At 61.5% G+C, this 26,706-nt stretch carries 27 protein-coding genes; 14 read left to right on the forward strand and 13 right to left on the reverse strand.

Going from position 1 to position 26,706, the window contains the following annotated elements; translation table 11 throughout:
* Positions 1-27 precede the first annotated feature (27 nt).
* Together ACZ3GY_RS05805 and ACZ3GY_RS05810 are read right to left on the reverse strand one after the other, a co-directional pair.
* Complete coding sequence (locus ACZ3GY_RS05805; RefSeq protein ID WP_465909290.1) at positions 28-810, reverse strand: hypothetical protein; 783 nt, start codon at positions 808-810, stop codon at positions 28-30.
* Positions 811-851: 41 nt separating this feature from the next.
* Positions 852-1,832: an alpha/beta hydrolase gene (locus ACZ3GY_RS05810; RefSeq protein WP_465909291.1), complete on the reverse strand. Its 981-nt coding sequence runs from the start codon at positions 1,830-1,832 to the stop codon at positions 852-854.
* Between the two features lie 164 nt (positions 1,833-1,996).
* Here ACZ3GY_RS05810 and aroC point away from each other — a divergent pair, with 164 nt between their 5' ends.
* The 3 genes from aroC to ACZ3GY_RS05825 all read left to right on the forward strand — a co-directional run bounded on the left by aroC (position 1,997) and on the right by ACZ3GY_RS05825 (position 4,925).
* Complete coding sequence (gene aroC, locus ACZ3GY_RS05815; protein WP_225831943.1) at positions 1,997-3,088, forward strand: chorismate synthase; 1,092 nt, start codon at positions 1,997-1,999, stop codon at positions 3,086-3,088.
* Between the two features lie 79 nt (positions 3,089-3,167).
* Entirely contained in the window at positions 3,168-4,322 is a 1,155-nt protein-coding gene (locus tag ACZ3GY_RS05820; protein ID WP_465909292.1) for an MFS transporter, read from the forward strand.
* 57 nt (positions 4,323-4,379) lie between these two features.
* Positions 4,380-4,925, forward strand: coding sequence for an acireductone dioxygenase (locus tag ACZ3GY_RS05825; RefSeq protein ID WP_465909294.1), 546 nt, complete (start codon positions 4,380-4,382; stop codon positions 4,923-4,925).
* A gap of 6 nt (positions 4,926-4,931) precedes the next feature.
* On the opposite strand, the gene ACZ3GY_RS05830 is transcribed toward ACZ3GY_RS05825, so the two are convergent.
* Together ACZ3GY_RS05830 and ACZ3GY_RS05835 are read right to left on the reverse strand one after the other, a co-directional pair.
* Complete coding sequence (locus ACZ3GY_RS05830) at positions 4,932-5,429, reverse strand: methylated-DNA--[protein]-cysteine S-methyltransferase (RefSeq protein ID WP_463565148.1); 498 nt, start codon at positions 5,427-5,429, stop codon at positions 4,932-4,934.
* 2 nt (positions 5,430-5,431) lie between these two features.
* The gene (locus ACZ3GY_RS05835; RefSeq protein WP_465910008.1) at positions 5,432-6,310 is read right to left on the reverse strand and encodes a DNA-3-methyladenine glycosylase family protein; all 879 of its coding nucleotides are present in this window, start codon (positions 6,308-6,310) and stop codon (positions 5,432-5,434) included.
* Between the two features lie 184 nt (positions 6,311-6,494).
* Here ACZ3GY_RS05835 and ACZ3GY_RS05840 point away from each other — a divergent pair, with 184 nt between their 5' ends.
* A complete protein-coding gene (locus tag ACZ3GY_RS05840; protein WP_465909295.1) occupies positions 6,495-8,576 on the forward strand; it encodes an LTA synthase family protein in 2,082 nt (693 codons plus the stop codon).
* A gap of 277 nt (positions 8,577-8,853) precedes the next feature.
* Here ACZ3GY_RS05840 and ACZ3GY_RS05845 read toward each other — a convergent pair whose 3' ends face one another.
* Positions 8,854-9,408, reverse strand: coding sequence for a hypothetical protein (locus ACZ3GY_RS05845; protein WP_465909296.1), 555 nt, complete (start codon positions 9,406-9,408; stop codon positions 8,854-8,856).
* A 180-nt stretch (positions 9,409-9,588) separates the two neighbouring features.
* A complete protein-coding gene (locus tag ACZ3GY_RS05850; protein ID WP_465909297.1) occupies positions 9,589-9,867 on the reverse strand; it encodes a hypothetical protein in 279 nt (92 codons plus the stop codon).
* 247 nt (positions 9,868-10,114) lie between these two features.
* On the opposite strand from ACZ3GY_RS05850, the gene ACZ3GY_RS05855 reads away from it, so the two are divergent.
* Complete coding sequence (locus ACZ3GY_RS05855) at positions 10,115-10,462, forward strand: ribonuclease E inhibitor RraB (protein ID WP_465909298.1); 348 nt, start codon at positions 10,115-10,117, stop codon at positions 10,460-10,462.
* A 58-nt stretch (positions 10,463-10,520) separates the two neighbouring features.
* On the opposite strand, the gene ACZ3GY_RS05860 is transcribed toward ACZ3GY_RS05855, so the two are convergent.
* Both ACZ3GY_RS05860 and ACZ3GY_RS05865 read right to left on the reverse strand, forming a co-directional pair.
* The gene (locus tag ACZ3GY_RS05860) at positions 10,521-10,838 is read right to left on the reverse strand and encodes a protealysin inhibitor emfourin (RefSeq protein WP_465909299.1); all 318 of its coding nucleotides are present in this window, start codon (positions 10,836-10,838) and stop codon (positions 10,521-10,523) included.
* Positions 10,835-11,878 carry a M4 family metallopeptidase gene (locus ACZ3GY_RS05865; RefSeq protein WP_463565142.1) on the reverse strand — a complete coding sequence of 348 codons (1,044 nt, stop codon included), beginning with the start codon at positions 11,876-11,878 and terminating at the stop codon, positions 10,835-10,837. The genes ACZ3GY_RS05860 and ACZ3GY_RS05865 overlap by 4 nt, the downstream gene beginning before the upstream one ends.
* Positions 11,879-12,258: 380 nt before the next feature.
* Here ACZ3GY_RS05865 and ACZ3GY_RS05870 point away from each other — a divergent pair, with 380 nt between their 5' ends.
* The 4 genes from ACZ3GY_RS05870 (at position 12,259) to ACZ3GY_RS05885 (ending at position 16,470) form a co-directional block, all read left to right on the forward strand.
* Positions 12,259-13,668, forward strand: a complete 1,410-nt coding sequence (locus tag ACZ3GY_RS05870; RefSeq protein ID WP_463565141.1) for a circularly permuted type 2 ATP-grasp protein — start codon at positions 12,259-12,261, stop codon at positions 13,666-13,668.
* Positions 13,669-13,670: 2 nt separating this feature from the next.
* Positions 13,671-14,621 (forward strand): alpha-E domain-containing protein, encoded by a 951-nt coding sequence (locus ACZ3GY_RS05875; RefSeq protein WP_225831962.1) that lies wholly within the window; start codon positions 13,671-13,673, stop codon positions 14,619-14,621.
* The gene (locus tag ACZ3GY_RS05880; protein ID WP_463565140.1) at positions 14,618-15,415 is read left to right on the forward strand and encodes a transglutaminase family protein; all 798 of its coding nucleotides are present in this window, start codon (positions 14,618-14,620) and stop codon (positions 15,413-15,415) included. Before ACZ3GY_RS05875 ends, ACZ3GY_RS05880 begins: the two co-directional genes overlap by 4 nt.
* Positions 15,416-15,582: 167 nt before the next feature.
* The gene (locus tag ACZ3GY_RS05885) at positions 15,583-16,470 is read left to right on the forward strand and encodes an AEC family transporter (protein WP_465909300.1); all 888 of its coding nucleotides are present in this window, start codon (positions 15,583-15,585) and stop codon (positions 16,468-16,470) included.
* Between the two features lie 424 nt (positions 16,471-16,894).
* Here ACZ3GY_RS05885 and ACZ3GY_RS05890 read toward each other — a convergent pair whose 3' ends face one another.
* Positions 16,895-17,161: a PepSY domain-containing protein gene (locus ACZ3GY_RS05890; RefSeq protein WP_463565138.1), complete on the reverse strand. Its 267-nt coding sequence runs from the start codon at positions 17,159-17,161 to the stop codon at positions 16,895-16,897.
* A 509-nt stretch (positions 17,162-17,670) separates the two neighbouring features.
* On the opposite strand from ACZ3GY_RS05890, the gene ACZ3GY_RS05895 reads away from it, so the two are divergent.
* Complete coding sequence (locus ACZ3GY_RS05895) at positions 17,671-18,399, forward strand: amidotransferase (protein WP_465909301.1); 729 nt, start codon at positions 17,671-17,673, stop codon at positions 18,397-18,399.
* 117 nt (positions 18,400-18,516) lie between these two features.
* On the opposite strand, the gene mqo is transcribed toward ACZ3GY_RS05895, so the two are convergent.
* Both mqo and ACZ3GY_RS05905 read right to left on the reverse strand, forming a co-directional pair.
* Complete coding sequence (gene mqo, locus ACZ3GY_RS05900; RefSeq protein ID WP_465909302.1) at positions 18,517-20,136, reverse strand: malate dehydrogenase (quinone); 1,620 nt, start codon at positions 20,134-20,136, stop codon at positions 18,517-18,519.
* Between the two features lie 330 nt (positions 20,137-20,466).
* Positions 20,467-20,919 carry a hypothetical protein gene (locus ACZ3GY_RS05905; RefSeq protein WP_465909303.1) on the reverse strand — a complete coding sequence of 151 codons (453 nt, stop codon included), beginning with the start codon at positions 20,917-20,919 and terminating at the stop codon, positions 20,467-20,469.
* A gap of 289 nt (positions 20,920-21,208) precedes the next feature.
* Between ACZ3GY_RS05905 and exaC the strand changes: the two genes are divergently transcribed.
* On the forward strand, positions 21,209-22,729 hold the full coding sequence (gene exaC / locus ACZ3GY_RS05910; protein ID WP_465909304.1) for an acetaldehyde dehydrogenase ExaC: 1,521 nt from the start codon (positions 21,209-21,211) through the stop codon (positions 22,727-22,729).
* A gap of 75 nt (positions 22,730-22,804) precedes the next feature.
* Here exaC and ACZ3GY_RS05915 read toward each other — a convergent pair whose 3' ends face one another.
* Entirely contained in the window at positions 22,805-23,770 is a 966-nt protein-coding gene (locus ACZ3GY_RS05915; RefSeq protein ID WP_465909305.1) for a LysR family transcriptional regulator, read from the reverse strand.
* A gap of 106 nt (positions 23,771-23,876) precedes the next feature.
* Between ACZ3GY_RS05915 and ACZ3GY_RS05920 the strand changes: the two genes are divergently transcribed.
* Positions 23,877-24,632: a sulfite exporter TauE/SafE family protein gene (locus ACZ3GY_RS05920; protein WP_465909306.1), complete on the forward strand. Its 756-nt coding sequence runs from the start codon at positions 23,877-23,879 to the stop codon at positions 24,630-24,632.
* On the opposite strand, the gene ACZ3GY_RS05925 is transcribed toward ACZ3GY_RS05920, so the two are convergent.
* Positions 24,622-25,476, reverse strand: coding sequence for a LysR substrate-binding domain-containing protein (locus ACZ3GY_RS05925; protein WP_463565131.1), 855 nt, complete (start codon positions 25,474-25,476; stop codon positions 24,622-24,624). The genes ACZ3GY_RS05920 and ACZ3GY_RS05925 overlap by 11 nt on opposite strands.
* A 96-nt stretch (positions 25,477-25,572) precedes the next feature.
* Here ACZ3GY_RS05925 and ACZ3GY_RS05930 point away from each other — a divergent pair, with 96 nt between their 5' ends.
* Both ACZ3GY_RS05930 and pyrF read left to right on the forward strand, forming a co-directional pair.
* On the forward strand, positions 25,573-25,806 hold the full coding sequence (locus ACZ3GY_RS05930; RefSeq protein WP_225831983.1) for a DUF1127 domain-containing protein: 234 nt from the start codon (positions 25,573-25,575) through the stop codon (positions 25,804-25,806).
* A 140-nt stretch (positions 25,807-25,946) separates the two neighbouring features.
* Entirely contained in the window at positions 25,947-26,645 is a 699-nt protein-coding gene (pyrF, locus tag ACZ3GY_RS05935) for an orotidine-5'-phosphate decarboxylase (protein ID WP_225831986.1), read from the forward strand.
* Positions 26,646-26,706 lie beyond the last annotated feature (61 nt).

The following is a 26,706-nucleotide window of genomic DNA, read 5'->3' on the forward strand; positions in this document are numbered from 1 at the left end:
GCCGCTGCACGTCGGCTACAGCGGTTTTTAGTGGGTGGCGATCCAGATCAGCAGGCCCGCCTGGAACAGGGCGAAGGCTACCAGGCAGGCGATGGTGAAGCGCAGGCCGCCGTCCTCGCGCTTGAGCTGCTCCAGGCGCTCATGCTGTTTGCGCAGTTGCACATCCTGCTCGTGCAGATTCTGATCCGCCTGCTGGAGCATCTGTGCGGCGTCCAACTGTTCGATGAACCTGACCTTTTCGCCATTCCAGTCGCTGTGCAGGTCGCTGAGGCGCGATGCGCTGTAATGCGCCTTGAGCTGACCGTCCTGATAGTCGACGGCGAAACCCTGGGCCTTGAGGCAATGGTCACGGCGCGCACGGGCCTCTTCGCTCAGCGCGTCGCGGCTCGGCAGCGGGCCGCTTTCGAGGGTGTAATGGGCACAGTGCTGTTTGGCCCAGGCGGCTGCCTGAGCCAGCAGAAAACGACCAAGGCCGCGGTTCTGCGGCTCCAGGCTCAAGTCGCTGTCCGGGCCGAAACGGCCTTCCTTGGCGCGATGGTCGAGCCACAGTTCCAGTACGTTTTGTTCCTTGCGTACCTTCTGCCCCGGCAATTGCAAGGTAAGGCGCAGCAAGCTCTGTTCCTTACTGTGCCGCTCGACCCGGCCAAGCTGGACGAAACGCAGCGGCCGCGCCCCGGTGTGGCGGTCGATGGGTAGAGGCGCCAGGCGCAGCAGGCGAAAGTGCTCCGGGCCGAGTTTGGCCCACGGATGGGACGACTCGGCCTGCTCCTCTTCAGGTGCGGCGACGGCTGGCGTTTCGCTGTCGGTCATGGGGCATTCCTCAAAAAGCCGTCGCGAAGTTGAGCGTCGGCTTAATGGTTATCGGCAGCGACGCTGGTTTCTGCAGGCGGCAAGCCCTGAATGAAACTGGCGATACGGGCGGTGAGGGCACGCGCCAGGGGCAGATCCGGGTTGTCGTAGGAGGCCAGTTGCGCCTCGAAGTCCATCGGCACGATGCGCAGCACATGGTTCATGCCGGTGATGATCTGCAGCTCGGCGTCCGGGTTGGCGGCATGCAACGCTTCGGCGTCCTGCACACTGACCTGAATGTCGTGACTCCCCTGAATGATCAGTGCCGGCACGCGCACCTTGGCAAAGGCTGCAGCCGGATCCTGGCGGAACAGCGAAATCAGGTAGGGCTGTACGCTGGTGCGAAACAGAACTGTCAATTCGTCCGATACCTCGGCAACTGGGTGACCGTTCCGCAGCGAGTCGAGCAACCCATCGGCCTCGCTGCGCAGTCGCGGCGGCAGGCGGTTGCGCAATTGCTCACGTAGCAACTGGTCGATGGGGCGCGCGCTGCCGGCGATGGACACCAGGGCATCGGCACCGGATTCGGGTGCTGCCAGGCTGGCGATCAGCGCGCCTTCGCTGTGGCCGACCAGAATCACCTGACTGAAGCGCTTGTCGGCATGCAGTTTGTGGCTCCAGGCAACCACGTCGGCGACGTAGCGCTCCACGCTCAGGTCGCGTTCGTGCGGCGTCGCAGCAAAGCTGGCGGCGATGCCGCGCTTGTCGTAACGGACGCTGGCGATGCCTTGTTGAGCCAGCGCCTGGGCCAGTTTGCGATGCGCATCGTTATGTCCGCCGCCCGGGTTGTTGCCATTGCGGTCGGTCGGCCCTGAGCCGGCCACCAGCAGTACCACCGGTACGGCCTCGGTGCGTTGCGGCAGCACCAGAGAGCCATGCAGCACGCCCTGGCCGGTATCCAGGCTAACCTGTTCACGCAGGATGGGGGCAGCCTGAACCAGGCCGGTTAAAAGGGAGAGGGTCAAAAGCAGGGCTCGCAGCATGATGGGAACGTGTCTGTAATGGGATCTGTTGGACGCTGGCAAATGGCCAAAGGTTCGCTCGCGGGTGATCTCCGCAGGTGCGACGGAGTATACTCAGCGGCTTTCCTCTTGGGCCTGCCTTTTCGCCGCAGGCTGCTGATCGAACTGATGTGGAGCCTCGCGCAATGTCCGGCAATACCTTCGGCAAGCTGTTCACCGTCACCACGGCAGGCGAGAGCCACGGCCCTGCGCTGGTCGCCATCGTCGACGGCTGCCCGCCCGGGCTGGACATTTCCCTGGACGACCTGCAGCGCGACCTCGACCGCCGCAAGCCGGGTACCAGCCGCCACACCACCCAGCGCCAGGAAGCCGACGAGGTGGAAATCCTCTCCGGCGTATTCGAAGGCAAGACCACGGGTTGCTCCATCGGCCTGCTGATCCGCAACACCGACCAGAAGTCCAAGGACTACTCGGCTATCAAGGATCTGTTCCGCCCGGCACATGCCGACTATACCTACCACCACAAGTACGGCGTTCGCGACTACCGCGGCGGCGGTCGCAGCTCGGCCCGGGAAACCGCCATGCGCGTGGCTGCAGGTGCCATCGCCAAGAAGTACCTGGCCAGCCAAGGCATCGTCATTCGTGGCTACATGAGCCAGCTGGGGCCCATCGAGATTCCGTTCAAGACCTGGGACTCGGTCGAGGAAAACGCCTTCTTCAGCCCAGACCCGGACAAGGTACCTGAGCTCGAGGCCTACATGGATCAGCTGCGTCGCGATCAGGATTCGGTTGGCGCAAAGATCACCGTGGTCGCAGAGGGCGTCATGCCGGGGCTCGGCGAGCCGATCTTTGATCGCCTGGATGCCGAATTGGCCCACGCGCTGATGAGCATCAACGCGGTCAAGGGTGTCGAGATCGGCGCAGGGTTCGCCTCGGTGGCACAGCGCGGTACCGAGCACCGTGATGAGCTGACTCCTGAAGGCTTCCTGTCCAACAATGCTGGCGGCATTCTGGGTGGTATTTCCAGTGGCCAGCCGATCGTCGCTCATCTGGCGCTCAAGCCGACGTCCAGCATCACCACACCGGGCCGCTCCATCGACATCGACGGCAACCCGGCAGACGTGATCACCAAGGGGCGTCATGATCCGTGCGTAGGCATCCGCGCCACGCCGATCGCCGAGGCGATGATGGCCATCGTGCTGATGGATCACCTGCTGCGCCATCGCGGTCAGAACGCCGATGTGCGCGTGAATACGCCGGTGCTGCCGCAACTGTGATCGACTGCGCAGGCTGGAACGAGCATGGCGATACCTTGAAGCTGCCCCGGGTATCGCTGCGCTCGACCCAGACTACGTCATGAACGCGGCCTTGCCCTATTGGCGCCTGTCCGGCTTCTACCTGTTCTATTTCGCGCTGCTGGGCGCCACCGCGCCTTTCCTTGGCCTGTACTTCGCCCATCTGGGCTTCTCGCCAGCGCGGATCGGCGAGCTGGTGGCCATCCCCATGCTGATGCGTTGCATCGCGCCGAACCTGTGGGGCTGGCTGGGCGATTACAGCGGCAGGCGCTTGTTGATCGTTCGCCTCGGTGCGTTGTGTACGCTGCTCAGCCTGAGCCTGATCTTCGTCAGCCAGAGCTACGCCTGGCTGGCCATGGTGATGGCCTTGCATGCGTTCTTCTGGCATGCGGTGCTGCCGCAGTTCGAGGTCATCACCCTGGCCCATCTGCGCGAACAGTCGGCCCGTTATGCGCAGATCCGTCTGTGGGGCTCGATCGGTTTCATTCTCAGCGTGGTGGGGCTGGGCAAGGCCTTCGACTGGTTCAGCCTGGACGTCTATCCCTGGGCGTTGCTGCTGATCATCACCGGCATCGGCCTGAGCAGCTTCTGGGTGCCCGATGCCCAACCATTGGTATCTTCGCAGTCGCCGAGCCGCGGCGGCTTCCTTCAACAACTCAAGCAGCCCGGTGTGTTGGCCTTCTATCTGTGTGTAGCGCTGATGCAGCTGTCCCACGGGCCGTATTACACCTTTCTTAGCATCCATCTGGAGCAGCTCGGCTACAGCCGTGGGCTGATCGGCATGCTCTGGGCGTTGGGGGTGGTCGCCGAGGTGCTGGTGTTCATGGCCATGGCGCGCCTGCTCAAGCATTTCAGCCTGCGCCAGGTACTGGTCGCCAGCTTCGCCATCGCCGCGCTGCGCTGGGTATTGATGGGCTTTTTCGCTGATCACCTGCTGGTGCTGCTGTTCGCGCAAGTGCTGCACGCCGCCACCTTCGGCAGCTTCCACGCGGCTTCCATCGCCTTCGTGCAGCGCAGTTTCGGCGCTCGTCAGCAAGGGCAGGGCCAGGCGCTATACGCCTCGCTGGCCGGAATTGGCGGTGCCCTGGGTGCTTTGTATGCCGGTTACAGCTGGAACGGCCTGGGCCCGCACTGGACATTCGCCCTGGCGGGGCTGGCCGCACTGGCTGCAGCCGTTATCATGGCCAGACGCACGGCCGATCCGGCGCGTCCCTGATTGCTGGTCAAATCACGCTGCCCGCAGGGTAGCGAGCACTTACTAAAGGATTCCTCCATGAGCCGCCTGAGCGTCCACCATCAGTCCAGCCCCAATATTCCCAACAAGATCCTGGGTCATGCTGAGGACATCGCCAGCACGCTGACAGCAGCCGGTATCGATTACAGGGTTGTCGATCTTGACGCCAAACTGCAGGCCGGCGCGGCGCCCGAGGACATCCTCGCTGCGCTTGCCGGGCCGCTGGAGCAGCTCAAACGTGATCACGATCTGGGTCACGTGGAGGTGATCAGTGTCGACCAGCGTCGCTGGCCGAAGGAGGGCGAAAAGCCCGCCGAGCCACCCCTGGAAATCGTGGTGGATGGCGCGCAGCTCTATCTATTCCTAGCCGGGCAGGGTTTGTTGAATCTGCATGTCGGCGATTACGTCTATGCGCTGGTGGGTGAGCGCAATGCGCTGGTTTCGGTGCCCGCTGGTACGCCCCACTGGTTCGATCTGGGCGAGTTTCCCCATTGCGCGCTTGTGCGCCTGTCGTCCGGTAGCGGCGCTGCTGACAAGCCCAGTGGCGATCCCATCGCCGCCTCTTTTCCGCGCCTGGAAGACTGAGTCGTTCTAGTCGAACAGCGAGGCCTGTGGTCGCGGCACTGCGCCCTCCAGCTCCAGCAGCAGTTGTTTACGTGGCAGGCCGCCGGCAAAGCCGGTCAGGCTACCATCGCGGCCGATGACGCGGTGGCAGGGGATGATGATGCAGATCGGGTTGGCGCCGTTGGCGGTACCGACGGCGCGTACTGCCCTGGGTCTGTCAATGCGTTGGGCCAGTGCGCTGTAGCTGTCGATGCGGCCGTAGGGGATTTGCTGCAAGGCGCGCCACACCAACTGCTGAAACGGCGTGCCCTGAGGGTTGAGCAGTAACTCGAAGCGCTGCCGACGGCCACTGAAGTATTCGTCGAGCTGGCGGCTGGCTTCATCCAGCTCCGAGCCAGCCTCGCGCCAGTCATCGCCGATCTGCCAGGGCGTGCGTTCCACGTCCATGAGCAATTGCTGCAGGCCGGCGCCGTCACCAACCATGAACAGGCGGCCGATGGGGCTTTCCTGGTAGCGATAGAACATCTTCAGCCTCCTGAATAGTCTTGCCAGAGATGGGCTGCGGCATAAGCCCTCCAGGGGCGCCAGGCCTCTGCATGGGCCTGCAACTGGCGAGCGGTGATACCTCCTGCTCCCCAGATCGGCGCCTTCAGCAGGCCCAGGTCACTGGCGGGAAAGGCATCCGCGTCGCCGAACGCGCGCAAGGCGATGTATTCGGCGGTCCAGGGGCCGATGCCGGGTAGAGCACAAAGCCGCGCGATCAGCTCGCTCGCGCCCTGGCTGATGTCCAGGCGCAACTCGCCGCTGGCGACCTGGGCGGCGAAGTGCTGCAGGGTCTGTACGCGCTTGCCGGGCATGCCGATGGCGTCGAGGTTGGCAGCAGCGATGGCGGCGGGTGTCGGGAACAGGCGGTCGATACCGGCTGGTGCGTCTGCCAGCGATTCGCCGAGTCGGCTGACCAGACGCCCGGTGATTGTTACCGCCGCCTTGACCGTGACCTGCTGACCGACGATGGCCCGCACGGCCTGTTCGAAGGCATCGAAAGCGGTGGGCAAGCGCAGGCCTGGATTGCGCGCGAGCATCGGTGCAAGGTGCTGATCTGCCGCGAAGTGGGCGGCGATGATGGCCGGGTCAGCATCCAGATCGAACATGCGTCGCACGCGCTGGGTCAGTTGCGGCAGGCAGGCTTCGACCGAGGTGCTGTAAGCCAGCTCAAGCGCGTTCTGGTCGGGCAGGGCGCTGACCCGGAACCAGCCGGTAACGTCAGCCAGGCGAAAACTGCGGCAGTAGTCGCGATCGCCCAGAAGCTCCTGTCCAGGTATCGCCCGTAACTTGAAGTGCTCATGGAACTGCTGCCAGCTCCAGGGCGCCAGGTAAGGCAGGTTGATGGTTTCGCTCGGTGTCATGGCGCTGACGATAACCCCGGGGCGGTATCTTGTCAGCGTGGAAATGACTTTCAAACAGAGCTGCAGGTTCGCTGAGAATCCTTATCGACAAAATTTTCACATCCACACGAACACACTCGTGCGGCACCAGTCGCCGTTATCTGCGGCGAGCTGGGCGGAATAAGTCTTTTGTGGATGATTGAACATGACCCCTACAGCAGTTCAGGGCACCCCTCCTAGCGCCTCGCATTCCTTTCAGCCATTACGCAGCCAGTTGCTTTTCACCCTGTTCAGCGCCTTGGCGTTGCTGGTGATGTACACCGGTCTGCGCGCCGCGTTGCTGGCCTACAACCGCGACCTGATCGGCGATACGCCGGTTGCAGATTTTGCCGAGGCCTTCTACAACGGCCTGCGTTTCGACCTGCGTGTGGTGGTTTATGCCTGCGCGCCGTTGCTGATCGCCTTGCTGAGCACCCGCGCCATGCTTGCGCGCGTCTGGCAGCGCGTCTGGCTGACATTGTTCGCCAGCATCACGCTGTTTCTCGGCCTGGCCGAGCTGGACTTCTATAAGGAGTTTCACCAGCGCCTGAACAGCCTGGTGTTCCAGTACCTTCAGGAAGACCAGGCCACCGTGATGAGCATGCTCTGGAACGGTTTCCCGGTTGCCCGTTACCTGATCGCCTGGTTCGTCATCACCGGCCTGCTGTGGTGGATGTTCACCTTGTTCGACCGTGCCAGCCGCACGAAAACGCTACAAGGCGCTGCCGTCGCACGTCCGAAGGTCGCCTGGTACTGGCGCGTTTCGGTGTTCTTCCTGTGCCTGCTGATCGCGGTGATCGCGGCCCGTGGCCACTTGCGCCAGGGCCCGCCGCTGCGTTGGGGCGATGCCTATACCACCGAATCGATGTTCGCCAACCAGTTGGGGCTCAACGGCACCCTGACCCTGTTCACCGCTGCCCAGGCTACCTTCGGCCCGCACCGCGACAACACCTGGCAACCGACCATGGAAGACGACCAGGCCCGGCAGGTCACCCGCGACATGTTGCTGACCCCGGACGACAAGTTGGTCGACGCCGATAGCGCCGCCATGCGCCGCGTCTATACGCCGCCGGCCGACGGCACGCTGCCGATCCGCAATGTGGTGGTCATCCTGATGGAGAGCTTCGCCGGGCACTCTGTCGGTGCACTCGGCGCGCCGGGCAACATCACCCCTTATTTCGACAAGCTGAGCCAGGAAGGGCTGTTGTTCGACCGCTTCTTCTCCAATGGCACCCATACCCATCAGGGCATGTTCGCCACCATGGCGTGCTTCCCCAATTTGCCGGGCTTCGAGTATCTGATGCGCACGCCGGAAGGCGCCCATAAGTTCTCCGGGTTGCCGCAGCTTTTGGGTGGCCGCGGTTTCGACAACCTGTATGTCTATAACGGCAATTTCCAGTGGGACAACCAGTCCGGTTTCTTCAGCAATCAAGGTATGACTGATTTCATTGGCCGCGAGGATTTCGTCGATCCGGTGTTCATGGATCCGACCTGGGGCGTATCCGATCAGGACATGTTCGATCGCGGCGCTCTGGAGCTGAAGACCAACTACGGCGACAAGCCGTTCTATGCGCTGCTGCAAACCCTGTCCAACCACACGCCTTACGCCTTGCCCAAGGATCTGCCGGTTGAGCCGGTGCTTATCGATGGCAAGGAGAACCTGCACCGCACGGCGATGCGTTATTCGGATTGGGCCCTGGGGCAGTTCTTCGAGAAGGCGCGCAAGGAGCCGTACTTCAAGGACACCCTGTTCGTGGTGGTGGGCGACCATGGCTTCGGCGGTTTCGATCAGGTCACCGAAATGGATCTGCAGCGCTTCAACGTGCCGTTGCTGCTGATCGCACCGGGTATCCAGGAGAAGTTTGGCAAGGTCAGCCATACCGTGGGCACCCAGGTCGACATCGTGCCGACCATCATGGGCCGCCTGGGTGGTGAGGTGCGGCACCAGTGTTGGGGGCGTGACTTGCTCAACCTGCCGGAGGGCGACGGTGGCATCGGCGTGATCAAACCATCGGGCGGCGACCAGACAGTGGCTATCGTTACCCCTGATCAGGTTTTGGTTCAGCCCAAGGGCTTTGAGCCGCGGCTTTATCGCTACACCTTGGGTGCCAAGCCGACTGCCGAGCGCATCGAAGGCCCGGTCGATGGGTTGCTGAAGAAGCGCCTCGAGGGCTTCCTGCAGACCGCCACCAAGAGCCTGTTGGATAACACCGCTGGCGTAGAAGATGGCATGCCCGACAAGCCGTAGCCTGCTGACGCCAACCCTATGAGCGCGTCGCCCCCGGCGCGAACGTGATGGTGGCCATACTGAAGATCTGCGGTGTGGCCGTTATTCGCCGCGGGGTCGCGGCTCCTATAAGATCGAAAATACATGCGGTTCTGTAGGAGCCGGCTTGCCGGCGAATGGTAGCTACGCCATCGATCTAGGGGACTGTCTGCCATCCAAACGCTCGGGCTCCCGGAGCGTTTGTTTTCATCGGTGCTGCGAGGGCAGGGCGAGATTAGCGTCTCGCCCGATCGTCACTTCAACTGCAGCCTTCCACATAGAAGACAGCCGGCGGCATGCCAATGCGCCAGCGGGTTACCAGACCATTGGGGTCGGTCTCGAAAACCAGTCGCGCTTCACTGTCGATGAACGGCTTGACGATAAACTCGCTGGCACCCTTCACGTACTTGTGCGGCTGTTCTTCGAAGTGACCAGGGAAGGTGGCACGGATCTGCTGGGCACTGCTACCGACCTGGAGGCCGCGTGGTGCCTTGCGTTCGCGCGTGTCGATGTCATAACGCACGAAAAGTCCGTTATCCAACATGAACGAGGTTCCAAAACCATTGGCAGGGCGTGGATCCTGGAACAGCTGACGACACGTGTCGGAGGTACCGCCCCCGTCACGCAGAGAACCTTTCCAGGCCGCACGTACCGCTGCCTCATCACTACCGAAGCGAGCGCTGGCGAAACCGGCGAATGGGCTGAGATCTACCTTTTCCTGCAGCTTTGGTGGGCTGCTCTGTGTGGCGGAGGCGGTCTTGGCGGGTATCTTGTCGGCGTCGCTGCAGGCAGCCAGCGCCAGGATGCTGGTCATCAAAACTGTAGAAATGAAAAGCGTGTGTTTCGCCATGAAATCCAACCTTCGTCTCGAATGGGAACTACCGCAGGGGCGGCCAGGATCTATCTGGGCATGAGACCGGCTGGAATGGGCGCTTGCGCGCTTTAGCTAGGAAATGGAATGGCCCGCTGCGTATGCGGGCCATTCGATACGGCCTCATGCTGCGTGATGTTTGGCCGCGCTATCGGGAAAAAGATCCCGTTCTTTATCGAGATACTGATCGACCAGCCATTTGCCGTGTGCGATCGAGGCGTGCTGGGCCTTGTTCAGGTCCTCAAGGAAGGCTCCGTTCAGCGGCAGCGCCATGCGCCGGGTGGTACGTCCGTCCGGTGCGGTGATCCGGCAGCCGCCTGCCCATGGGGTTGGAATGCCTGGGTGTTCCATGACCTCGGCACTGATGTAGTGATCGCGGTGGGTGCACTGTAGCGTACTCATGAGTGATACCTCGTGTGTCTGGCCCGCAGAGGCAGCACGACGATCCCTGTTCGAAACACACCTGCAAAACGGGCGTGGGTGTCATAAATGGGTATAGCATGGTGCTGCGACAGAACGACGCGAGCTGCTGAGCGGTCTATCCTCAGTAACAGGATCAATCGCTACGGTTCGCGCCGACCAATCAGACCAGGCACATGGGAGCCGTTGGTTCGGCGATCCAACCTTTCACCTGATGGAGATCAACGTTATGAGCACAGTCTTGCACGATGATGTCAGTGGTGGCGTTCTAGGTCGGATGAAGCAAGGGGGGTTCGATTTTGCCAGTGTCCATCCCATCGAGTTTTACGCAATTTTCCCCGATGAAAACAATGCACTGAAGGCGACACGAAATTTTCGTGGCGAGTCGCTGCACGCTCTGGTGACCGAGCGTGACGAGGGCGGTTGGCACCTGCAGGTGAGCAAGGTGATGCATGTCACCTATGCAGGTATCGATGATTTCGAGCAGGACATGCAGGCGGTGGTAGCACCCCTGGGTGGCAAGCTGGACGGTTGGGGCGTCACCCAGGAGCTCAAGGCCGACACTCTCAGGGGCTGAAGCACGCGTCTATCGATTCGTTCGGTAACCTCCTGGCAGCGTCCCGCTGCCAGGTCTCTCAAGCACCTTTCTCCCACAGTCTTACCAGACCCCGAGGAGCCTGCTCTTCGGGGATCTGCAGCACCAGTTCGCCTGGCTCTTGCTGACGTGCCACCTGCAGCTCTATGCGATAGAAACGCTGGTCGCCCTTGCCAACCTCGGCTCTCGCCACCGATAGGCAGTTCTCCAGCACGGAGCAGACCTGCCCGCGCTGGGCGGGGTCGCATTGGGCGAAATCGATTTCCCGCGGGCGGCTCAGTGCATTGATCGCCGCGAAGCCCCCCTGACGGGAAATGCGCACGACGGCGCTGTTACCCAGTTCCGGCAGTTTTTTCATGATGCGGCCTCGACGCCAACGTCGCTCCAGGCCTTGATCACGGCGATCGCTTCCTGGGAACCCTGACCATAGCGCTGCTTAGCTCGATCCACGCAGAGGCTGGCGAAGTCCACGAACGAAGCGTCGTTGCTCAAGCGCCTGTCGCACAGCGTGTCGTACCAGATGAGGCCTGCCTTTTCCCAGGCGAAGCCGCCGAGGGCGACAGCTGCCAAGTGAAAGGCCCGGTTGGGAATCCCGGAGTTGATGTGCACGCCGCCGTTGTCTTCACGTGTTTCGACGAAATCACGCATGTGCGCTGGCTGTGGATCCTTGCCGAGCAGCGGGTCATCGTAAGCGCTGCCTGGCGCCGACATGGAGCGCAGGCCCTGGCCGTTCACCGCGTCGGTCAGCAGACCCGCGCCGATGATCCAGTCCGACTGTTCAGCGGTCTGCTGCAGGCTGTACTGCTTGGTGAGAATGCCGAACACGTCGGACAGCGATTCGTTCAACGCACCGGACTGGTTGACGTAGGCGAGGGCGGCTTCGCTGTCGATGACGCCGTGGGTCAGCTCATGTGCGACCACGTCCATCGCGATGGTGAAGCGGTTGAAGATCTCGCCGTCGCCGTCACCGAAGACCATCTGCTCGCCGTTCCAGAAGGCGTTCTCGTAAGCCTGTCCATAATGCACGGTACCTACCAGCGGGAAGCCCTTGCCATCGATGGAGTGGCGTCCCAGTGCCGCCCAGAAGAAAGTATAGGTCGCGCCCAGTGCCTCGTAAGCTTCGTCTACCGCCACGTCGCCGGTTGCGGCCTGACCTTCGCTGCGGCTCAGCTCACCGGGCAGGCGCATGTCTTGCCCGGCATCGTGAATGCTGCGTTGCGGCTGTCCTGCTTGCGCGGCGCTGCTTTCGGCTTGCCGGGTGGCGAGCTGCGGCGCTCCGTTGTTATGCCGCAATGAATTGACATGATTGAGCGTGCTGCGCGCACAGTCGCGTTGACGTTCGGTGCCGTGACCGATGATACGGTCGAGGATGTAGGGAGGTACGAGGCTGCTGTTCATCGGGCGCTCCTTGTTCAAGGACGTTAATTGTCAGCCGCATCAAAACACGGCACCTGATTCTGGGATCGTCTGGCGACGCCGATGTTTCTCTCGCGATGGTTTTTCAGGACGGAAGGGCATGAGATAAAAGTGCAATGCTTTGCCGTCTCGCCTGTCTACGTTTTCATGAGGCGCGGCTGCCGAAGGCGGATGCTCGAGTACCGCTTGCGCCCAGGCCGTGCAACGCTATGGAGCACACCCGCCAGCCAGTGAGCATCAATGTGCGTCAAAGTGGTGCAGTAGGGTTTGGTTTTAAATTTATGTCATTGATTTTAAAGGAATAAACGCGCTGGCTCGACGTTTGCAGCGTATAGGTTGACACGGGTGGCAAGGAGTACGGCATGGCCCGCACCTTTTATGATGAGATGCACCTGGCGGATGGCGCATGTCGTCCGCATTACCAAGCTTTTGCCCGCTGGCTGGCGGATACGCCGAAAGAGTTGCTGGCTCAACGGCGCCGCGAGGCGGATCTTCTTTTTCACCGCGCCGGTATCACCTTCACGCTTTACGGTGACGATCAGGGCACCGAGCGACTGATTCCTTTCGACATCATTCCGCGTAGCATTCCCGCCAGCGAGTGGCGGATCGTCGAGCGTGGCTGCATCCAGCGCGTGCAGGCGCTGAACATGTTTCTCGCTGATCTCTATCATGATCAGCGCATCATCAAGGCGGGGCTGATTCCTGCTGAACAGGTGCTGGCCAACGAGGGCTATCAGATGGCGATGCAGGGGCTGAACCTGCACCGCGACCTGTATGCGCACATCGCTGGTGTCGACCTGGTGCGTGATGGCGATGGCACTTACTACGTGCTTGAGGACAACCTGCGCACGCCCAGCGGTGTCAGCTACATGCTCGAAGACCGCAAGATGATGATGCGCCTGTTCCCCGAGCTATTCGCCAACCAACGCATCGCCCCCATCGACCATTACCCGAGCCTGCTGCTCGACACCCTGAAGACCTCCAGCCCGCTGGATAACCCGACGGTGGTGGTGCTGACGCCGGGGCGTTTCAACAGCGCCTATTTCGAACACGCTTTTCTGGCCCGTGAAATGGGCGTTGAACTGGTGGAGGGCGCTGATCTATTCGTGCGTGACGACAAACTGTTCATGCGCACTACCTCGGGCGCCAGACAGGTCGACGTGGTGTATCGCCGCCTCGACGATGCGTACCTCGATCCGCTGGCCTTCAACCCCGACTCGATGCTCGGCGTGCCCGGCCTGTTGTCTACCTACCGTTCCGGCAACGTGGTGCTGGCCAACGCCATTGGTACGGGCGTGGCCGACGACAAGTCGATTTACCCCTACGTCGGCGAGATGATCCGCTTCTACCTCGATGAAGAACCGATCCTCAAGAACGTACCGACCTGGCAATGCCGCAAGCCCAGCGAGCTGTCCCACGTGCTGGCCAACCTCAAGGATCTGGTTGTCAAGGAAACGCAGGGTTCCGGTGGTTACGGCATGCTCGTCGGGCCGGCTGCCAGCAAGGCGGAGATCGAAGCGTTCCGCCTGCGCCTGATTGCTCGGCCGGAGGCGTATATCGCGCAGCCGACCCTGTGCCTGTCGACCTGCCCAACCTTCGTCGAGAACGGCATTGCGCCGCGACACATCGATTTGCGCCCTTTTGTCCTATCCGGCAAGGAAACCCGCCTGGTGCCCGGTGGGCTGACCCGTGTGGCCCTGCGTGAGGGGTCGCTGGTGGTGAACTCGTCGCAAGGCGGCGGTACCAAGGACACCTGGATAGTGGAGGACTGAGCATGCTATCGAGAACTGCCTCCGATCTGTATTGGATGTCCCGCTACCTGGAGCGTGCCGAAAACCTCGCGCGGATGCTCGATGGCAGCTATTCGCTGTCGCTGATGCCCCAGGACGGCCGCCGCGACGGGCTGGACGAGCTGGCGATGCCGCTGCTGATCACCGGCACGCTGGAAGAGTATCAGGAGCGCCACGGTGCCCTGCATGCCGAGCGCATGCTGCATTTCTTTGCGCTGGATGCGCAGAACCCGGCCAGTATCTACAGCTGCCTGGGTGCAGCGCGCAGCAATGCTCATGCTGTACGTGGGCGCATCACCGCGGACATGTGGGAGAACATCAACGCAACCTGGCTGGAGATCCGCGGCATCGCCGATCAGGGCCTCGGGCGTTACGGCATCAACCGCTTCTGCGAGTGGGTCAAGGAGCGTTCGCACCTGTTCCGCGGCGCTACTTTCGGCACCATCGTACGCGGCGAAGCCTATCGCTTTATCCGCCTCGGCACCTTCATCGAGCGCGCCGACAACACCTTGCGCTTGCTCGATTCGCGCTACGAGCTGCTCGGCGAGGACATCGACGAGGTGGACGGCCGACCCGCGCATAGCTACTACCAGTGGAGCGCGCTGCTGCGCGCCCTGTCATCGTTCGAGGCATTCGCCGAGGTTTACCGGGGCTCTCCGAGCGCCCGCAAAGTGTCCGAACTGCTGTTGTTGCGTCCCGAGGTGCCACGTTCACTGCGCGCCTGCATGGACGAGCTGTACCTGATGCTCGCCAACCTGCCTGGAGAGAACGGCCGACCGGCACAGCGCCTGGCCGCCGAACTCGACGCACGGTTGCGCTACACCAGCATCGACGAGGTACTCGAAGAGGGCCTGCACGCCTGGCTGACCGATTTCATCGGGCAGGTCCACGATCTCGGTCGCGTCATTCACACGTCCTATCTGGAGGTCGCATGAGACTGTCCATTCGTCATAACACCACCTATCACTACGAAGATCAGGTCCGTGCCAGCATTCAGTACCTGCGCCTCACGCCCCACGACAGCGAACGCCAGCAGGTACTCAGCTGGCAGCTGGATCTGCCCCGCCCGGTACGGGCGCAACGAGACCCGTATGGCAACATTCTGCACGTGCTGACGCTGGACGAACCTCACGAATCGATCGTCATCGGCGCCCGCGGCCAAGTCGAAATTGACGAGTCCAGCGACGCCGAACACGAAAGCCAGTCTGCCTTTCCATTCCTGCGTTTCACACGGCTGACTGAAGCCGACGAGGCGTTGCGTAATTTTGCCGCCGTGCAGTGCGCGCGTCGGCGTGACCGCAGTGCGCTGATCGATCTGATGCATGGCCTCAATGGCCATATCAGCTACCTGCCGGGCGTCACTGAGGTGGAAACCAGCGCTGCGCAGGCCTTCGCTGGCCGCCAAGGTGTCTGCCAGGATCATGCCCACGCCTTCATCGCTTGTGCGCGCAGCCTGGGTATCCCGGCGCGCTATGTGTCCGGTTACCTGTTCACCGATAGTCGCGATCACCTGGCCAGCCATGCCTGGGCCGAAGCCTGGCTGGACGGCGCCTGGTACAGCTTCGATGTGACCAACTGCCTGGCACGGCCAGAGCGCCACCTGAAACTGGCGGTGGGGCTGGATTACCTCGATGCCTGCCCGGTACGCGGCATGCGCCGTGGCGGCGGTGGTGAGCGGATGATGGCGCGGGTCGACGTGGAACCGCTGATCCTCGCTCAGGAGCAGTGATGGCGTGAGGGCAGGGGGCTGATTGCCGGCCTGCTCCTTCGATCCGTGGTCGTGCTTCGCAGCATCGCGGCCTACTAGCGCGATGCTGATGTCGATCAGCACTTGTACGACTTGCGATGAGTCGCTCATCGCTTCTAGGATGCACCCTTTGCCCAAGGGGAATGGCCATGTTGGCCGAGCTGTTCGCTGTATTGGCACCCGTGGTCATCGTCTCCGGCATTGGCTACGCCTGGGCCCGTAGTGGCCAGAGCTACCCCACGGAATTCATCGCTCGGCTGGTGCTGACCATCGGCACGCCGAGCCTGGTGCTGGCGACGCTGAGCCGTGCCGACCTTGACCCCACCGCGTTCACCAGCATGGCCCTGGGCTGCGTGCTGGTGACCGGCTGCATGGGGCTGTTTGGCTGGCTGTGCAGCAGGTTGTTCAGGCAGGAGTGGAAGGTGCTGGTACCTGCCTTCCTGTTTCCCAATACCGGCAACATGGGGCTGCCGATTAGCCTCTACGCCTTCGGCGAGCACGGTTTGGCGTTGGCCGTGGCCTTCTTTCTGACCCTGTCGATCTTTCAGTTCAGCGTGGGCATCGCGTTGTCGGGCAATGCGGCGTCGGTTCGCGATCTGCTGCGTAACCCGATCATGATCAGCCTGCTGCTGGCGCTGCCGATGATCTTCTTCGATCTGCAACTGCCACTCTGGCTGGACAATACCGTCAGCCTGCTGGGCGGTATGTCGATTCCATTGATGCTGCTGACCCTTGGCGTTTCGCTGGCGAGCATTCGCCTGCATCACCTAGGTTCCGGGCTGATGCTGGGTGGGTTGCGCATTCTGTTGGGGGCAGGGGTTGGCTGGGGGATCGGCGCCGCGCTGGCGCTGGAGCCGCTGACTCACGCCGTTCTAGTAGTGCAATCGGCGATGCCGGTCGCGGTATTCAACTATCTGTTCGCGGTACGTGCCAATCGCTCGCCCGAACAGGTCGCCAGTCTGGTGATGTGCTCGACCGTACTGGCAGTCGGCTTGCTGCCGCTGATTCTGGCCTGGTGGATGCCGCTGATTAACTGACCGCGTATCAACCGATCATTCTGCTCATGTTGGGCAGGATCAACAGCACCGCAGTCGCAAAGAGGATAAGTCCGGCTTGACGGAATTTGGGCGTCTTGAACATGGCCGTTACCTTTTTTGATTGTTGTCGTGTGGGCCGGTGAGTGCCGCGTCCCCAGTAATCACCCCGGCAAGACCCGGCGGTGCATGTCTTCACTGTAGAGCGGATGTTCTGTTTTTTTATATCAGTTGGTTCCTAACATAGTGCCGGAGAGTGCCGCACAGTTATGGAACCCTTTGCTTCTTTCGCATACCCCTGCGCCAGAGGGCGCGCGGCTCGATGTTTCTCTGAAAATCGATATTTACCGTTCGTCAGGATGCTTGGAATCGAACGGCTGACCTACAAAAAACCGGCCATCAGGCCGGTTTTCCATGCTGCGACAGCTTAATTGTCCAACTGCTCGCGGATGACCTTGCCCGACTTGCCGTCGATACGGAATTCGTACAGTTTGTTGTCCTGCTTGATGCCTTCGCCTTCCCAGTAACCGGCGTCGTCAGCTTCGATCTTGTGAACCTGGGTGAAGCCAGCCTGCTTGGCACTGCTCAGGGCTTGCTCGATGCTGATCCAGTCAGCGCCAGGACGATCGGCCATGGCGAAACCGGCACTCAGGGCAGCGGCAGCGGTGAGGGCAGTCAGGGTCTTTTTCAGCATCGTGAAACTCCTTTTTTCTTTGAGAAATAGCGCCTTTGTTCAGGCGTTGAATTTGGAGTGTGCCGCTGTGCTTGTGGTTCAGGAAAACTGTGTGCGCTCAGCGACTCGTCTGCATTGCCGTCGAGGTGGCTGACAGGGTACTGATAACGGCACTCGGCGAGCCGCCTGCAGTCAGGCCACCGTGCATGCTTAAGCTGAGCAGTGGGATGGCTACCACCAGGTAGAGACCGATGGCGCCAAGGGCTCCGTTGCGTGCATATCTGACAGTTTGTCTGTGCATGGTGCAGCACTCCGTGAGTGGGTGATGCGCGAATAATCTTCTGCATGGGCAATCGGCAGAAGTAAATGATCTTCATGACCACTATCGAAACGACTGATCGTGCCTTTGGCGCTAGGCCTCTTGCCTTGATCGGCGAGCGCAGGCACGCTTTAGGGCACCTCTAAAAACTACCTACGTTGTCATCACAGGCACGCTTTAGTGGCGTCATCATTCTTTTCAGGTATCGCCCATGTCGTTGCAGATCTGTATTCTGGAAACCGACATCCTGCGCCCCGAGCTGGTCGATCAGTATCAGGGCTACGGCAGGATGTTCGAACGTCTTTTCGCCGGCCAGGCCATCGCCGCCAGCTTCCACGTATTCAACGTGATGAACGGCGACTATCCGCCGGCTGGCTCGCGTTTCGATGCCTATCTGGTCACCGGTAGCAAGGCCGATTCATTCGCCACCGATCCGTGGATCGAGACCCTCAAGGCATATTTGCTCGAGCGCTATCAGGCGGGTGACAAACTCCTCGGTATCTGTTTCGGTCACCAGTTGCTGGCGCTGCTGCTTGGCGGTAAGGCCGAGCGTGCGAGTGGTGGCTGGGGTGTGGGTATCCATCGTTATCAACTGGCCGAGCAACCGGAGTGGATGACGCCATTGCTGGATGAGGTGACCTTGCTGATCAGCCATCAGGATCAGGTAACCCGCCTGCCGGAAAACGCAACTTTGCTGGCATCCAGCCCTTTCTGTGCACACGCTGCCTACCGCATCGGCGATCAGGTACTGTGCTTCCAGGGACATCCGGAGTTCGTGCCCGAGTACTCGCGCGCATTGCTCGATATCCGCCAGCAACACATTGGCGAGTTGGTGTACCGCGTGGCCGTGGACAGCCTGCACGAAGACCACCACGGGCGTACGGTCGGTGAATGGATGCTGCGCTTCATCGCCAACGGGCGTAGCGCCGAACCGGCGTGAGCCTGAAGCTCAAGCCGGCGCGCTGAGCTTGAGTGAATCGCAGAAACGACAACGGCCCTTGATGGGCCGTTGTCGTTTCTGCAGGGCGCCTTGCGTGGAGGCGCCCGTTCAGGGGGATTACTGGGCTTCGGCTGGCGCCTCGACCTCGGCTGGCTCTTCAGCCTGTTGCTGCTCCGGCTTGACCTCGACGTAGGTCAGTTGCAGACGCTCGCTGCTCCAGGCACGGGTCTTGTTGGTCAGTTCCAGGTTGTTGTTCAGGGTCTGGCCGTAGGAGGGGATGATCTCCTTCAGCTTGGCCTGCCATTCCGGAGTCTTGATCTTGTCCTTGAAGGTTTTTTCCATCAAGTGAAGCATGATCGGCGCAGCGGTGGACGCGCCTGGCGAAGCGCCGAGCAGGGCTGCGATGGAGCCGTCTTCGGAGCTGACCACTTCGGTACCGAACTGCAGAATACCGCCTAGTTCAGGGTCTTTCTTGATGATCTGTACGCGTTGACCAGCCTGTACCAGTTCCCAGTCCTTGTCCTGAGCTTCTGGGAAGTACTCACGCAGCGAGTGCATGCGGTCTTCCTGGCTGAGCATCAGCTGACCGACTAGATAGGTGCTGAGCGAGAAGTTGTCGATGCCCGCATTGACCATCGGCGAGATATTGTGGGTGGTGATGGTGCCGAACATGTCCAGCAGCGAACCGTTTTTCAGGTACTTGGTGGAGAAGGTCGCGAATGGCCCGAACAGGATGACTTTCTCGCCATCGATGACGCGGGTATCCAGATGCGGAACCGACATGGGCGGAGAACCGACCGAAGCCAGGCCATAGACCTTGGCCTGGTGACGAGCTGCTACTTCTGGATTGCGGGTCACCAGGAAGGAGCCACCAACCGGAAAGCCGGCATAGCCGTCAGCTTCCGGAATACCAGACTTCTGCAGCAGCTTGAGGGCGCCACCACCGGCACCGATGAACACGAACTTGGCGTTGACAGTGCTCAGCTTCTCGTCGTTGGCCAGGTCGGCCATGGTGACGTTCCAAGTACCGTCGTCGGCGCGAGTGATGTCGCGGACTTCTTGCTGTACATGGACGTTGAACACGTCGTTCTTCTGCGACAGCGAATCGAGCAGCTGATTGGTGATCTCGCCGAAGTTCACGTCGGTGCCGGTCTGCACACGGGTGGCGGCGAGTTTTTCGCCCGGCTGACGGCCTTCCATCACCAGCGGAATCCACTGCTCGATCTGCGCAGGATCGTTGGAGAACTCCATGTTGCGGAACAGCGAGCTGTGCTGCAGTGCGTCATAACGCTTCTTCAGGAACTCGGTGTTCTTGTCGCCCCACACGAAGCTCATATGCGACACGTTGTTGATGAACGACTTCGGATTGTTCAGAACGCCCTGATCAACCTGATAGGCCCAGAACTGCTTGGAAATCTCGAACGACTCGTTGATCGCCACGGCTTTGCTGATGTCGATGCTGCCGTCGGCCTTTTCCGGGGTGTAGTTCAGCTCGGCGAGGGCCGAGTGACCAGTACCGGCGTTGTTCCATGGATTGGAGCTTTCGCTGGCGACTTGAGGCAGACGCTCGTAAAGGTCGATCTTCCAGGTTGGCTCCAGCTCGTTGAGGTAGGTGCCGAGGCTTGCGCTCATGATGCCCCCGCCGATCAGCAGGACGTCCACGGATTTTTCCGGTTCGGGCTGCTTGGCGCAACCGAGCGCGCTCAAGCACAGTAGGGACAGCAGGAGTTTTTTCATTAGACAGACCATTTCATTAATGTGATTGCATGACGGCACGACCGACTCTGTACAGCCTTGGGTAGCGAAGCTGCATCACCTGTTGCGTGCTGCCAGGTTCCGTTCTGCGAAACCGGTCAGTCCCGGTGATTTTTTGAAACGCCGGGTGATTTACCTTGAAGTGCGCGCTTTCGTCGCAGGCGGCCGGCAGTAAGCAAAACCGATGCCGGAAAGGGTGCAGGTCAATGAACTAGTGATCTGTATCAATATGTTTGTCACATTTCTGTGAGTCAGGTGGCGAGTTTCCGCCCCTGATTCGCCAGAAATGCTCTCGGTTTGGCGGGTTTTCGCCTAATTGGCGGAGCTGCCTGTGGCTGATCCACTGGAGCTGCCAGCGGCTCCTGGTGCACTTGGCGTGGCTGGAGTGTTTACCGAGCCACCTTGAATCGGCGGCGAGTTCTGCCCATCACTTGCCCGCACACCGGGTGTCTGGTTCGACGGCTGTCGCTCATTGGTCGTGTTGCCCGCTGGTTCTGCAGAGCGATTCTGTCTGGCCGGTGAGTTGACCGTACTACGCGGTGCCTGCTGGTCGGGTACCTGATTGGGCTGTTGCTGCTGATTCTGATCGGTGGCTGGCTGGTTGATGCTGTCTGCGCTGGTCGGAGGTGCACCGGTGCGGTTACGAACCATGTCATCGCCGATCTGCTGGCGCTGCTCCTGCAGCGACGGGCCACTGTCGTCAGCCTGCACGCCGGTGACGAACAAGGCAGCGAGCAAAAGTGCCGATCCCGTGAGCGTTTTCATTGCCGTCTCCTAGACTTCTTACTGTGAACAGGTGACTGGCTGGATTGGCGCAATGTTCACTAAATCTTCCCAAAGGTACGCTGCGGCGAGGCCGGCGGCGAAAGCCGTAGCGAGCGTCTACCCTGATAGCGCCAGGCAACTGCGTGCTCTGCCGCGCTTCTCTGCGGAACTGCCCCATTACCGGCGATCTGCTGAAGTCCGTTCGGCGTGCCAGGCGCCATTCGAATCGAACCAAGATCTGTCTCTCTCCTCAGAGAACAGGCACCCATAAAAAGTAGAGGTCACCCACATGATTTATGCCAAACCAGGTGCCGCAGGCGCCGTCGTCACCCTCAAGCCGCGCTACGGCAACTACATCGGTGGCGAATTCGTCGCGCCGGCCGGTGGCCAGTACTTCACCAACACCAGCCCGGTGGATGCCTCGGTGATCGGTGAATTCCCCCGTTCCGACGCCAAGGACATCGACAAGGCCCTGGACGCCGCCCATGCCGCCGCCGATGCCTGGGGCAAGACCTCGGTGCAGGATCGCGCACTGATTCTGCTGAAGATCGCCGACCGCATCGAAGCCAACCTCGAACTGCTCGCCGTGGCGGAAACCTGGGACAACGGCAAGGCCGTGCGCGAGACCCTCAACGCCGACGTGCCGCTGGCCGCCGATCACTTCCGCTACTTCGCCGGCTGCATCCGCGCCCAGGAAGGTACCGCGGCAGAGATCAACGAACACACCGCCTCTTATCACTTCCACGAACCGCTGGGCGTGGTCGGACAGATCATTCCGTGGAACTTCCCGCTGCTGATGGCCGCCTGGAAGCTGGCCCCGGCCCTGGCGGCCGGCAACTGCGTGGTGCTCAAGCCCGCCGAGCAGACGCCGCTGTCGATCACTATATTTGCCGAACTGGTCGGCGACCTGCTGCCGCCGGGCGTGCTCAACATCGTTCAGGGGTATGGCCGTGAAGCCGGCGAGGCGCTGGCCACCAGCACGCGCATCGCCAAGATCGCCTTCACCGGCTCCACCCCGGTCGGCTCGCACATCATGAAGTGCGCTGCCGCCAACATCATCCCGAGCACCGTGGAGCTGGGCGGCAAGTCGCCGAACGTGTTCTTCGAAGACATCATGCAGGCCGAGCCGGCGTTCATCGAGAAGGCCGCCGAAGGCCTGGTGCTGGCCTTCTTCAATCAGGGCGAGGTGTGTACTTGCCCGTCCCGTGCGCTGGTGCAGGAGTCGATTTTCGAGCCGTTCATGGTTGAGGTGATGAAGAAGATCAAGGCCATCAAGCGCGGTAACCCGCTGGATACCGAGACCATGGTCGGCGCCCAGGCCTCCCAGCAGCAGTACGACAAGATCCTTAGCTACCTGGAGATCGCCCAGCAGGAAGGTGCCGAGCTGCTCACCGGCGGCGCTACCGAGAAGCTCGAGGGCGACCTGGCGGGTGGTTATTACATCCAGCCGACCCTGCTCAAGGGCACCAACAAGATGCGCGTGTTCCAGGAGGAAATCTTCGGCCCAGTGGTCGGCGTGACCACTTTCAAGGACGAAGCCGAAGCCCTGGCCATCGCCAACGACACCGAGTTCGGCCTGGGCGCTGGCGTGTGGACGCGCGACATCAACCGCGCCTACCGCATGGGTCGCGGCATCAAGGCCGGCCGCGTATGGACCAACTGTTACCACCTGTACCCGGCGCACGCTGCCTTTGGCGGCTATAAAAAGTCCGGGGTCGGGCGTGAAACCCACAAGATGATGCTCGACCACTATCAGCAGACCAAGAACCTGCTGATCAGCTACGACATCAATCCGCTGGGCTTCTTCTGATCTGATCGTCCAGCGCTAGGCGCTGGACGTAACACCAGCAATCGTGAAAACGCGGCTTCGGCCGCGTTTTTTGCGTCAGTTGCCAGCGCCGCGCTGCAAGCTGCTTTGCAGGGGAATATCCCAGGGTGGAATCGGCCCGAAGCGGTTCTTCAGAAACTCCAGTAGTAGACGGCTGCGAGAGTCGGTATCGCGCTCCAGCCGCAAGGCATAGATGCCGCTGGGTTCCGGGGGCGGTAGGCCGTTCTCGCAAAACAGCGCGACCAGTTCGCCGCGGGCCAGGTATTCACTGACCAGCCAGGTTGGAAGGTGAGCCACACCGAGGCCGGCGAGCAGACTGAACACCAGGGTTTCGGCATTGTTGGCGGTCATGCGCAGGCGTCTGGGGCGGAACATCGCCAGCTTGCCCTGGTGCTCGAAGCGCCAGGCATACGCGGGTGCCAGGCCATCCCAGTCCAGGCCGTCGTGCTCCAGCAGCTCGGCAGGTGTACGCGGCACGCCATGGCGTTCCAGGTAGGCCGGGCTTGCACAGACCACGCGTACCATCGGTGCCAGTGGCGTGGCGACCAGGCGTGTGTCGGCCAGCGGCCCGATGCGTAACACCAGATCCACTTCGCCCAGGTGAGCGCCGTGCAGGTCGATGAAGCTGTCGATCAGCCGCAGTTGCACGTCGAGTCCCGGGTAGGCGGTCAGGAAGTCGGCAATAGCCGGGGCCAGGTGGCGGCGGCCGAACGGGGCAGGGGCGTCGATACGAATCAGGCCCTCAGGGGCGCTGCTCAGCGATACCGCTTCGGCACGCGCCAGGTGCAGCTCGGCGAGAATCCTTCTGGCCCGTTCAGCAAAGGCCAGGCCCGCAGGCGTTGCGCGCACCACATGGGTGCTGCGACTAAACAGACTGCAGTCGAGCGAGCGTTCCAGTGCATCGATGCGTCGTGACACTGCCGAGGGCGTGAGGGGATGCAGCCTGGCCGCGGCGGAGAAGCTGCCGCTCTCCAGCACGTCGAGGAACAGGCTGAGTTGGTCGGTCAGGGCATCTGGATTCATCGGTTTTTCCGCTTTGCGTGACTCGCACAGCCATTATGCCGGGCTATGCGTTACCCCGCCAATTGGCAGAAGGTACGATGCGCGCACCTCGCACAAGGACTGCCCTATGGATCTGCTCGCATTCGCTCTCAATATCGTACTTGGCTTGCTGCTGGGCACCATAGGCGGGCTGTTCGGTATCGGTGGGGGCTTGATCGCGATTCCGGTGCTCGGGGTGCTGTTTGGGTTGGATCAGCAGCTGGCCCAGGGCACGGCGCTGGTGATGGTGGTGCCCAACGTGCTGCTGGCGCTGTGGCGCTACCACCAGCGCAATCGTATCGACGTGCGCCACGCATTGGCGCTGGCCTTGAGCAGTTTCGTGTTCGCTCTGTTCGGCGCGGGCTGGGCGGTCAATCTCGATCCGGAGTCGATGCGCATCGCGTTCGTCGCGTTTCTGGTGGCCCTGGCGTTCTACAATCTGCTGCGCATGTTCCTGCGGCCGCCAGCGGCCTCCGGCCAGTTGCGCCACCCGTGGCCGTGGCTGGCGGTGCTGGGCAGCGGTTCCGGCCTGCTTGGCGGATTGTTCGGTGTGGGCGGGGCGGTTATCGCCACGCCGATTCTCACCAGTGTATTCGGTACCTCCCAGGTGGTGGCGCAAGGTTTGTCGCTGGCCCTGGCAGCGCCCAGTACCGGCGTGACGCTGGCGACCTACGCCCTGCATGGTCATGTCGACTGGGTACTGGCCGTCCCGCTGGCCATCGGTGGGCTGCTCAGCATCAGTTGGGGCGTGCGGCTGGCCCATGCCTTGCCGGAGCGCCAGTTACGCATGCTGTTCACCGCGTTCCTGTTGGTCTGCGCGTTGATGCTCGGCATCAAAGCCTGAAACCCTCTACCACCTGCTCAGCCAGGGCCTCGCTAGCAGGGGAGCGGGTTTTCTCGTTGCGCAGCAGCATCACGCTGGCCATTGGCAGCTCTGGCATGCCTTCAGCGCTACCGATAATGCGTAGATCCGGGGTTACCAAGCTGTGCAGTTGTGCGGTGATCGCCAGTCCGGCGCTTACTGCGGCCATGATTGCCGAAAGGCTGGGGCTGCTGTAGGCGATACGATAATTGCGTGACTGCGCATCCAGTGCATTGCACGCCCATGATCGGCAGAAACACTGGCTGTTGAACATTGCCAGAGGCAGCGAGTCGAGTTCGTGCAAATGCGCGTCAGCCGCCTGAGCCCAGACCAGATGTTCCTGGCGCAGCAGTTGGCCGACTTCCATCCCGGGCTCACGGGTGACAATAGTCAGATCAAGATCCTGGCGTTGCAGCAGTGCGAACGAGGGCTCGCAATGCATCTCGACCTGCACCAGTGGGTAGGTTTGTGCGAAGCGCTTCAGGATGCCCTGCATGAACCGCATAACATAGTCATCCGGTGTGCCGATGCGCAGGCTGCCAACCATATGCGGCTCGCGCAGCGTACTGAGCACTTCGGTGTGCAGTTGCAGAATGCGTCGCGCGTAGCCCAGCAGGACTTCGCCTTCTGCTGTCAGGGTTACCTGGCGTCCCTCGCGTAGGAACAGTGCTCGACCAATCACGTCCTCTTCCAGGCGTTTCATCTGCATGCTGACTGCCGATTGCGTGCGATTAACCACTTCGGCTGCTCGTGTGAAACCACCGTGATCGGCAATGGCGACCAGGGTGCGCAGCAATTCACTGTCAATCGTGGGGTAGTGCGCCATCCATCAATCTCCGAGATGTAATGCATAAGAAACATTCGTTGGATTGATCGTAACGCCAGTTGGAGACTGACGCCAATTCAACCGGAGTGCGATCAGATGAACAGTCACAAGGCATGTGCAGATTGTGGTGTTACAAAACGGCTGGAATGGCAATTAGCGCCTCGGCTGGTTCGCCTGATGGCCCGTATTCTGCGTTGGCGGCAGCTGGCGCGTGAGCGGCGGCAACTGGCTATGTTGAGTGATGCCGCACTGAAAGACCTGGGCTTGAATCGTGGCGAAATACTGCGCGAAGTCGGCCAGCCGTTCTGGCATGACCCGCTTGGAAAGTAGGGCTTTCGTCGTCTATGTTGGCGATTGTCGCGCGTGATGGGTGGCAAGGGCGCTGTGCTGTTGCAATGGCAGTACAGCGCCAATTGGCGGCAGCTTGCGCTACAATACGCGCCGAATTTGGCTCGCTCGAGAATTGCCCCATGTCCGTTTGTCAGACCCCGATCATCGTCGCCCTGGATTTCCCGACCCGAGAGGCTGCGCTAGCGCTTGCCGATCAGCTCGATCCCAAGCTGTGCCGGGTCAAGGTGGGCAAGGAGCTGTTTACCAGTTGTGCGTCGGATATCGTCGCCACGCTGCGCGAGCGCGGCTTTGATGTGTTCCTCGATCTGAAATTCCATGACATCCCCAACACGACTGCCATGGCCGTCAAGGCTGCCGCAGAAATGGGCGTGTGGATGGTCAATGTGCATTGCTCCGGTGGCCTGCGCATGATGAGCGCCTGCCGCGAGACGCTGGATGCGTTCAACGGCCCGGTACCGCTGCTGATCGGCGTGACCGTGCTGACCAGTATGGAACGTGAGGATCTGGCCGGTATCGGCCTGGATATCGAGCCTCAGGAACAGGTGCTGCGCCTGGCTGCGCTGGCACAGAAAGCAGGTATGGATGGCCTGGTGTGCTCGGCCCTCGAAGCGCCTGCGCTCAAGGCAGCGCAACCGGCGCTGCAACTGGTCACGCCGGGTATCCGTCCAGCCGGCAGCGCGCAGGACGATCAGCGCCGCATTCTCACGCCGCGTCAGGCACTGGACGCCGGCTCGGATTATCTGGTGATCGGTCGCCCGATCAGCCAGGCCGCCGATCCGGCTGCCGCGTTGGCCAAGCTGGTTGCCGAGCTGGGCTGATCGGCCCATCCATTCCTGTACGGCGGCGATCAAGCCGCCGCACCCATTGCCTTGCAGGTAA

The organism is Pseudomonas sp. PME37.24/006 (genome assembly GCF_055556635.1).

Excerpts from the sequence above, each read along its gene's own strand:
- ACZ3GY_RS05835 (WP_465910008.1), bottom strand. The coding sequence starts at position 6,310 with ATGACACCGAGCGAAACCATCAACCTGCCTTACCTGGCGCCCTGGAGC.
- pyrF (WP_225831986.1), top strand. The coding sequence starts at position 25,947 with ATGTCCGTTTGTCAGACCCCGATCATCGTCGCCCTGGATTTCCCGACC.
- ACZ3GY_RS05855 (WP_465909298.1), top strand. The coding sequence starts at position 10,115 with ATGAGCACAGTCTTGCACGATGATGTCAGTGGTGGCGTTCTAGGTCGG.
- ACZ3GY_RS05915 (WP_465909305.1), bottom strand. The coding sequence starts at position 23,770 with ATGAATCCAGATGCCCTGACCGACCAACTCAGCCTGTTCCTCGACGTG.
- ACZ3GY_RS05890 (WP_463565138.1), bottom strand. The coding sequence starts at position 17,161 with ATGCTGAAAAAGACCCTGACTGCCCTCACCGCTGCCGCTGCCCTGAGT.
- ACZ3GY_RS05880 (WP_463565140.1), top strand. The coding sequence starts at position 14,618 with ATGAGACTGTCCATTCGTCATAACACCACCTATCACTACGAAGATCAG.
- ACZ3GY_RS05875 (WP_225831962.1), top strand. The coding sequence starts at position 13,671 with ATGCTATCGAGAACTGCCTCCGATCTGTATTGGATGTCCCGCTACCTG.
- ACZ3GY_RS05870 (WP_463565141.1), top strand. The coding sequence starts at position 12,259 with ATGGCCCGCACCTTTTATGATGAGATGCACCTGGCGGATGGCGCATGT.
- ACZ3GY_RS05830 (WP_463565148.1), bottom strand. The coding sequence starts at position 5,429 with ATGTTCTATCGCTACCAGGAAAGCCCCATCGGCCGCCTGTTCATGGTT.
- ACZ3GY_RS05930 (WP_225831983.1), top strand. The coding sequence starts at position 25,573 with ATGAACAGTCACAAGGCATGTGCAGATTGTGGTGTTACAAAACGGCTG.
- ACZ3GY_RS05850 (WP_465909297.1), bottom strand. The coding sequence starts at position 9,867 with ATGAGTACGCTACAGTGCACCCACCGCGATCACTACATCAGTGCCGAG.
- ACZ3GY_RS05865 (WP_463565142.1), bottom strand. The coding sequence starts at position 11,878 with ATGAACAGCAGCCTCGTACCTCCCTACATCCTCGACCGTATCATCGGT.
- ACZ3GY_RS05825 (WP_465909294.1), top strand. The coding sequence starts at position 4,380 with ATGAGCCGCCTGAGCGTCCACCATCAGTCCAGCCCCAATATTCCCAAC.
- ACZ3GY_RS05810 (WP_465909291.1), bottom strand. The coding sequence starts at position 1,832 with ATGCTGCGAGCCCTGCTTTTGACCCTCTCCCTTTTAACCGGCCTGGTT.
- ACZ3GY_RS05840 (WP_465909295.1), top strand. The coding sequence starts at position 6,495 with ATGACCCCTACAGCAGTTCAGGGCACCCCTCCTAGCGCCTCGCATTCC.
- ACZ3GY_RS05805 (WP_465909290.1), bottom strand. The coding sequence starts at position 810 with ATGACCGACAGCGAAACGCCAGCCGTCGCCGCACCTGAAGAGGAGCAG.
- ACZ3GY_RS05905 (WP_465909303.1), bottom strand. The coding sequence starts at position 20,919 with ATGAAAACGCTCACGGGATCGGCACTTTTGCTCGCTGCCTTGTTCGTC.
- aroC (WP_225831943.1), top strand. The coding sequence starts at position 1,997 with ATGTCCGGCAATACCTTCGGCAAGCTGTTCACCGTCACCACGGCAGGC.
- ACZ3GY_RS05895 (WP_465909301.1), top strand. The coding sequence starts at position 17,671 with ATGTCGTTGCAGATCTGTATTCTGGAAACCGACATCCTGCGCCCCGAG.
- ACZ3GY_RS05920 (WP_465909306.1), top strand. The coding sequence starts at position 23,877 with ATGGATCTGCTCGCATTCGCTCTCAATATCGTACTTGGCTTGCTGCTG.
- ACZ3GY_RS05885 (WP_465909300.1), top strand. The coding sequence starts at position 15,583 with ATGTTGGCCGAGCTGTTCGCTGTATTGGCACCCGTGGTCATCGTCTCC.
- ACZ3GY_RS05820 (WP_465909292.1), top strand. The coding sequence starts at position 3,168 with ATGAACGCGGCCTTGCCCTATTGGCGCCTGTCCGGCTTCTACCTGTTC.
- ACZ3GY_RS05860 (WP_465909299.1), bottom strand. The coding sequence starts at position 10,838 with ATGAAAAAACTGCCGGAACTGGGTAACAGCGCCGTCGTGCGCATTTCC.
- exaC (WP_465909304.1), top strand. The coding sequence starts at position 21,209 with ATGATTTATGCCAAACCAGGTGCCGCAGGCGCCGTCGTCACCCTCAAG.
- ACZ3GY_RS05925 (WP_463565131.1), bottom strand. The coding sequence starts at position 25,476 with ATGGCGCACTACCCCACGATTGACAGTGAATTGCTGCGCACCCTGGTC.
- mqo (WP_465909302.1), bottom strand. The coding sequence starts at position 20,136 with ATGAAAAAACTCCTGCTGTCCCTACTGTGCTTGAGCGCGCTCGGTTGC.
- ACZ3GY_RS05845 (WP_465909296.1), bottom strand. The coding sequence starts at position 9,408 with ATGACCAGCATCCTGGCGCTGGCTGCCTGCAGCGACGCCGACAAGATA.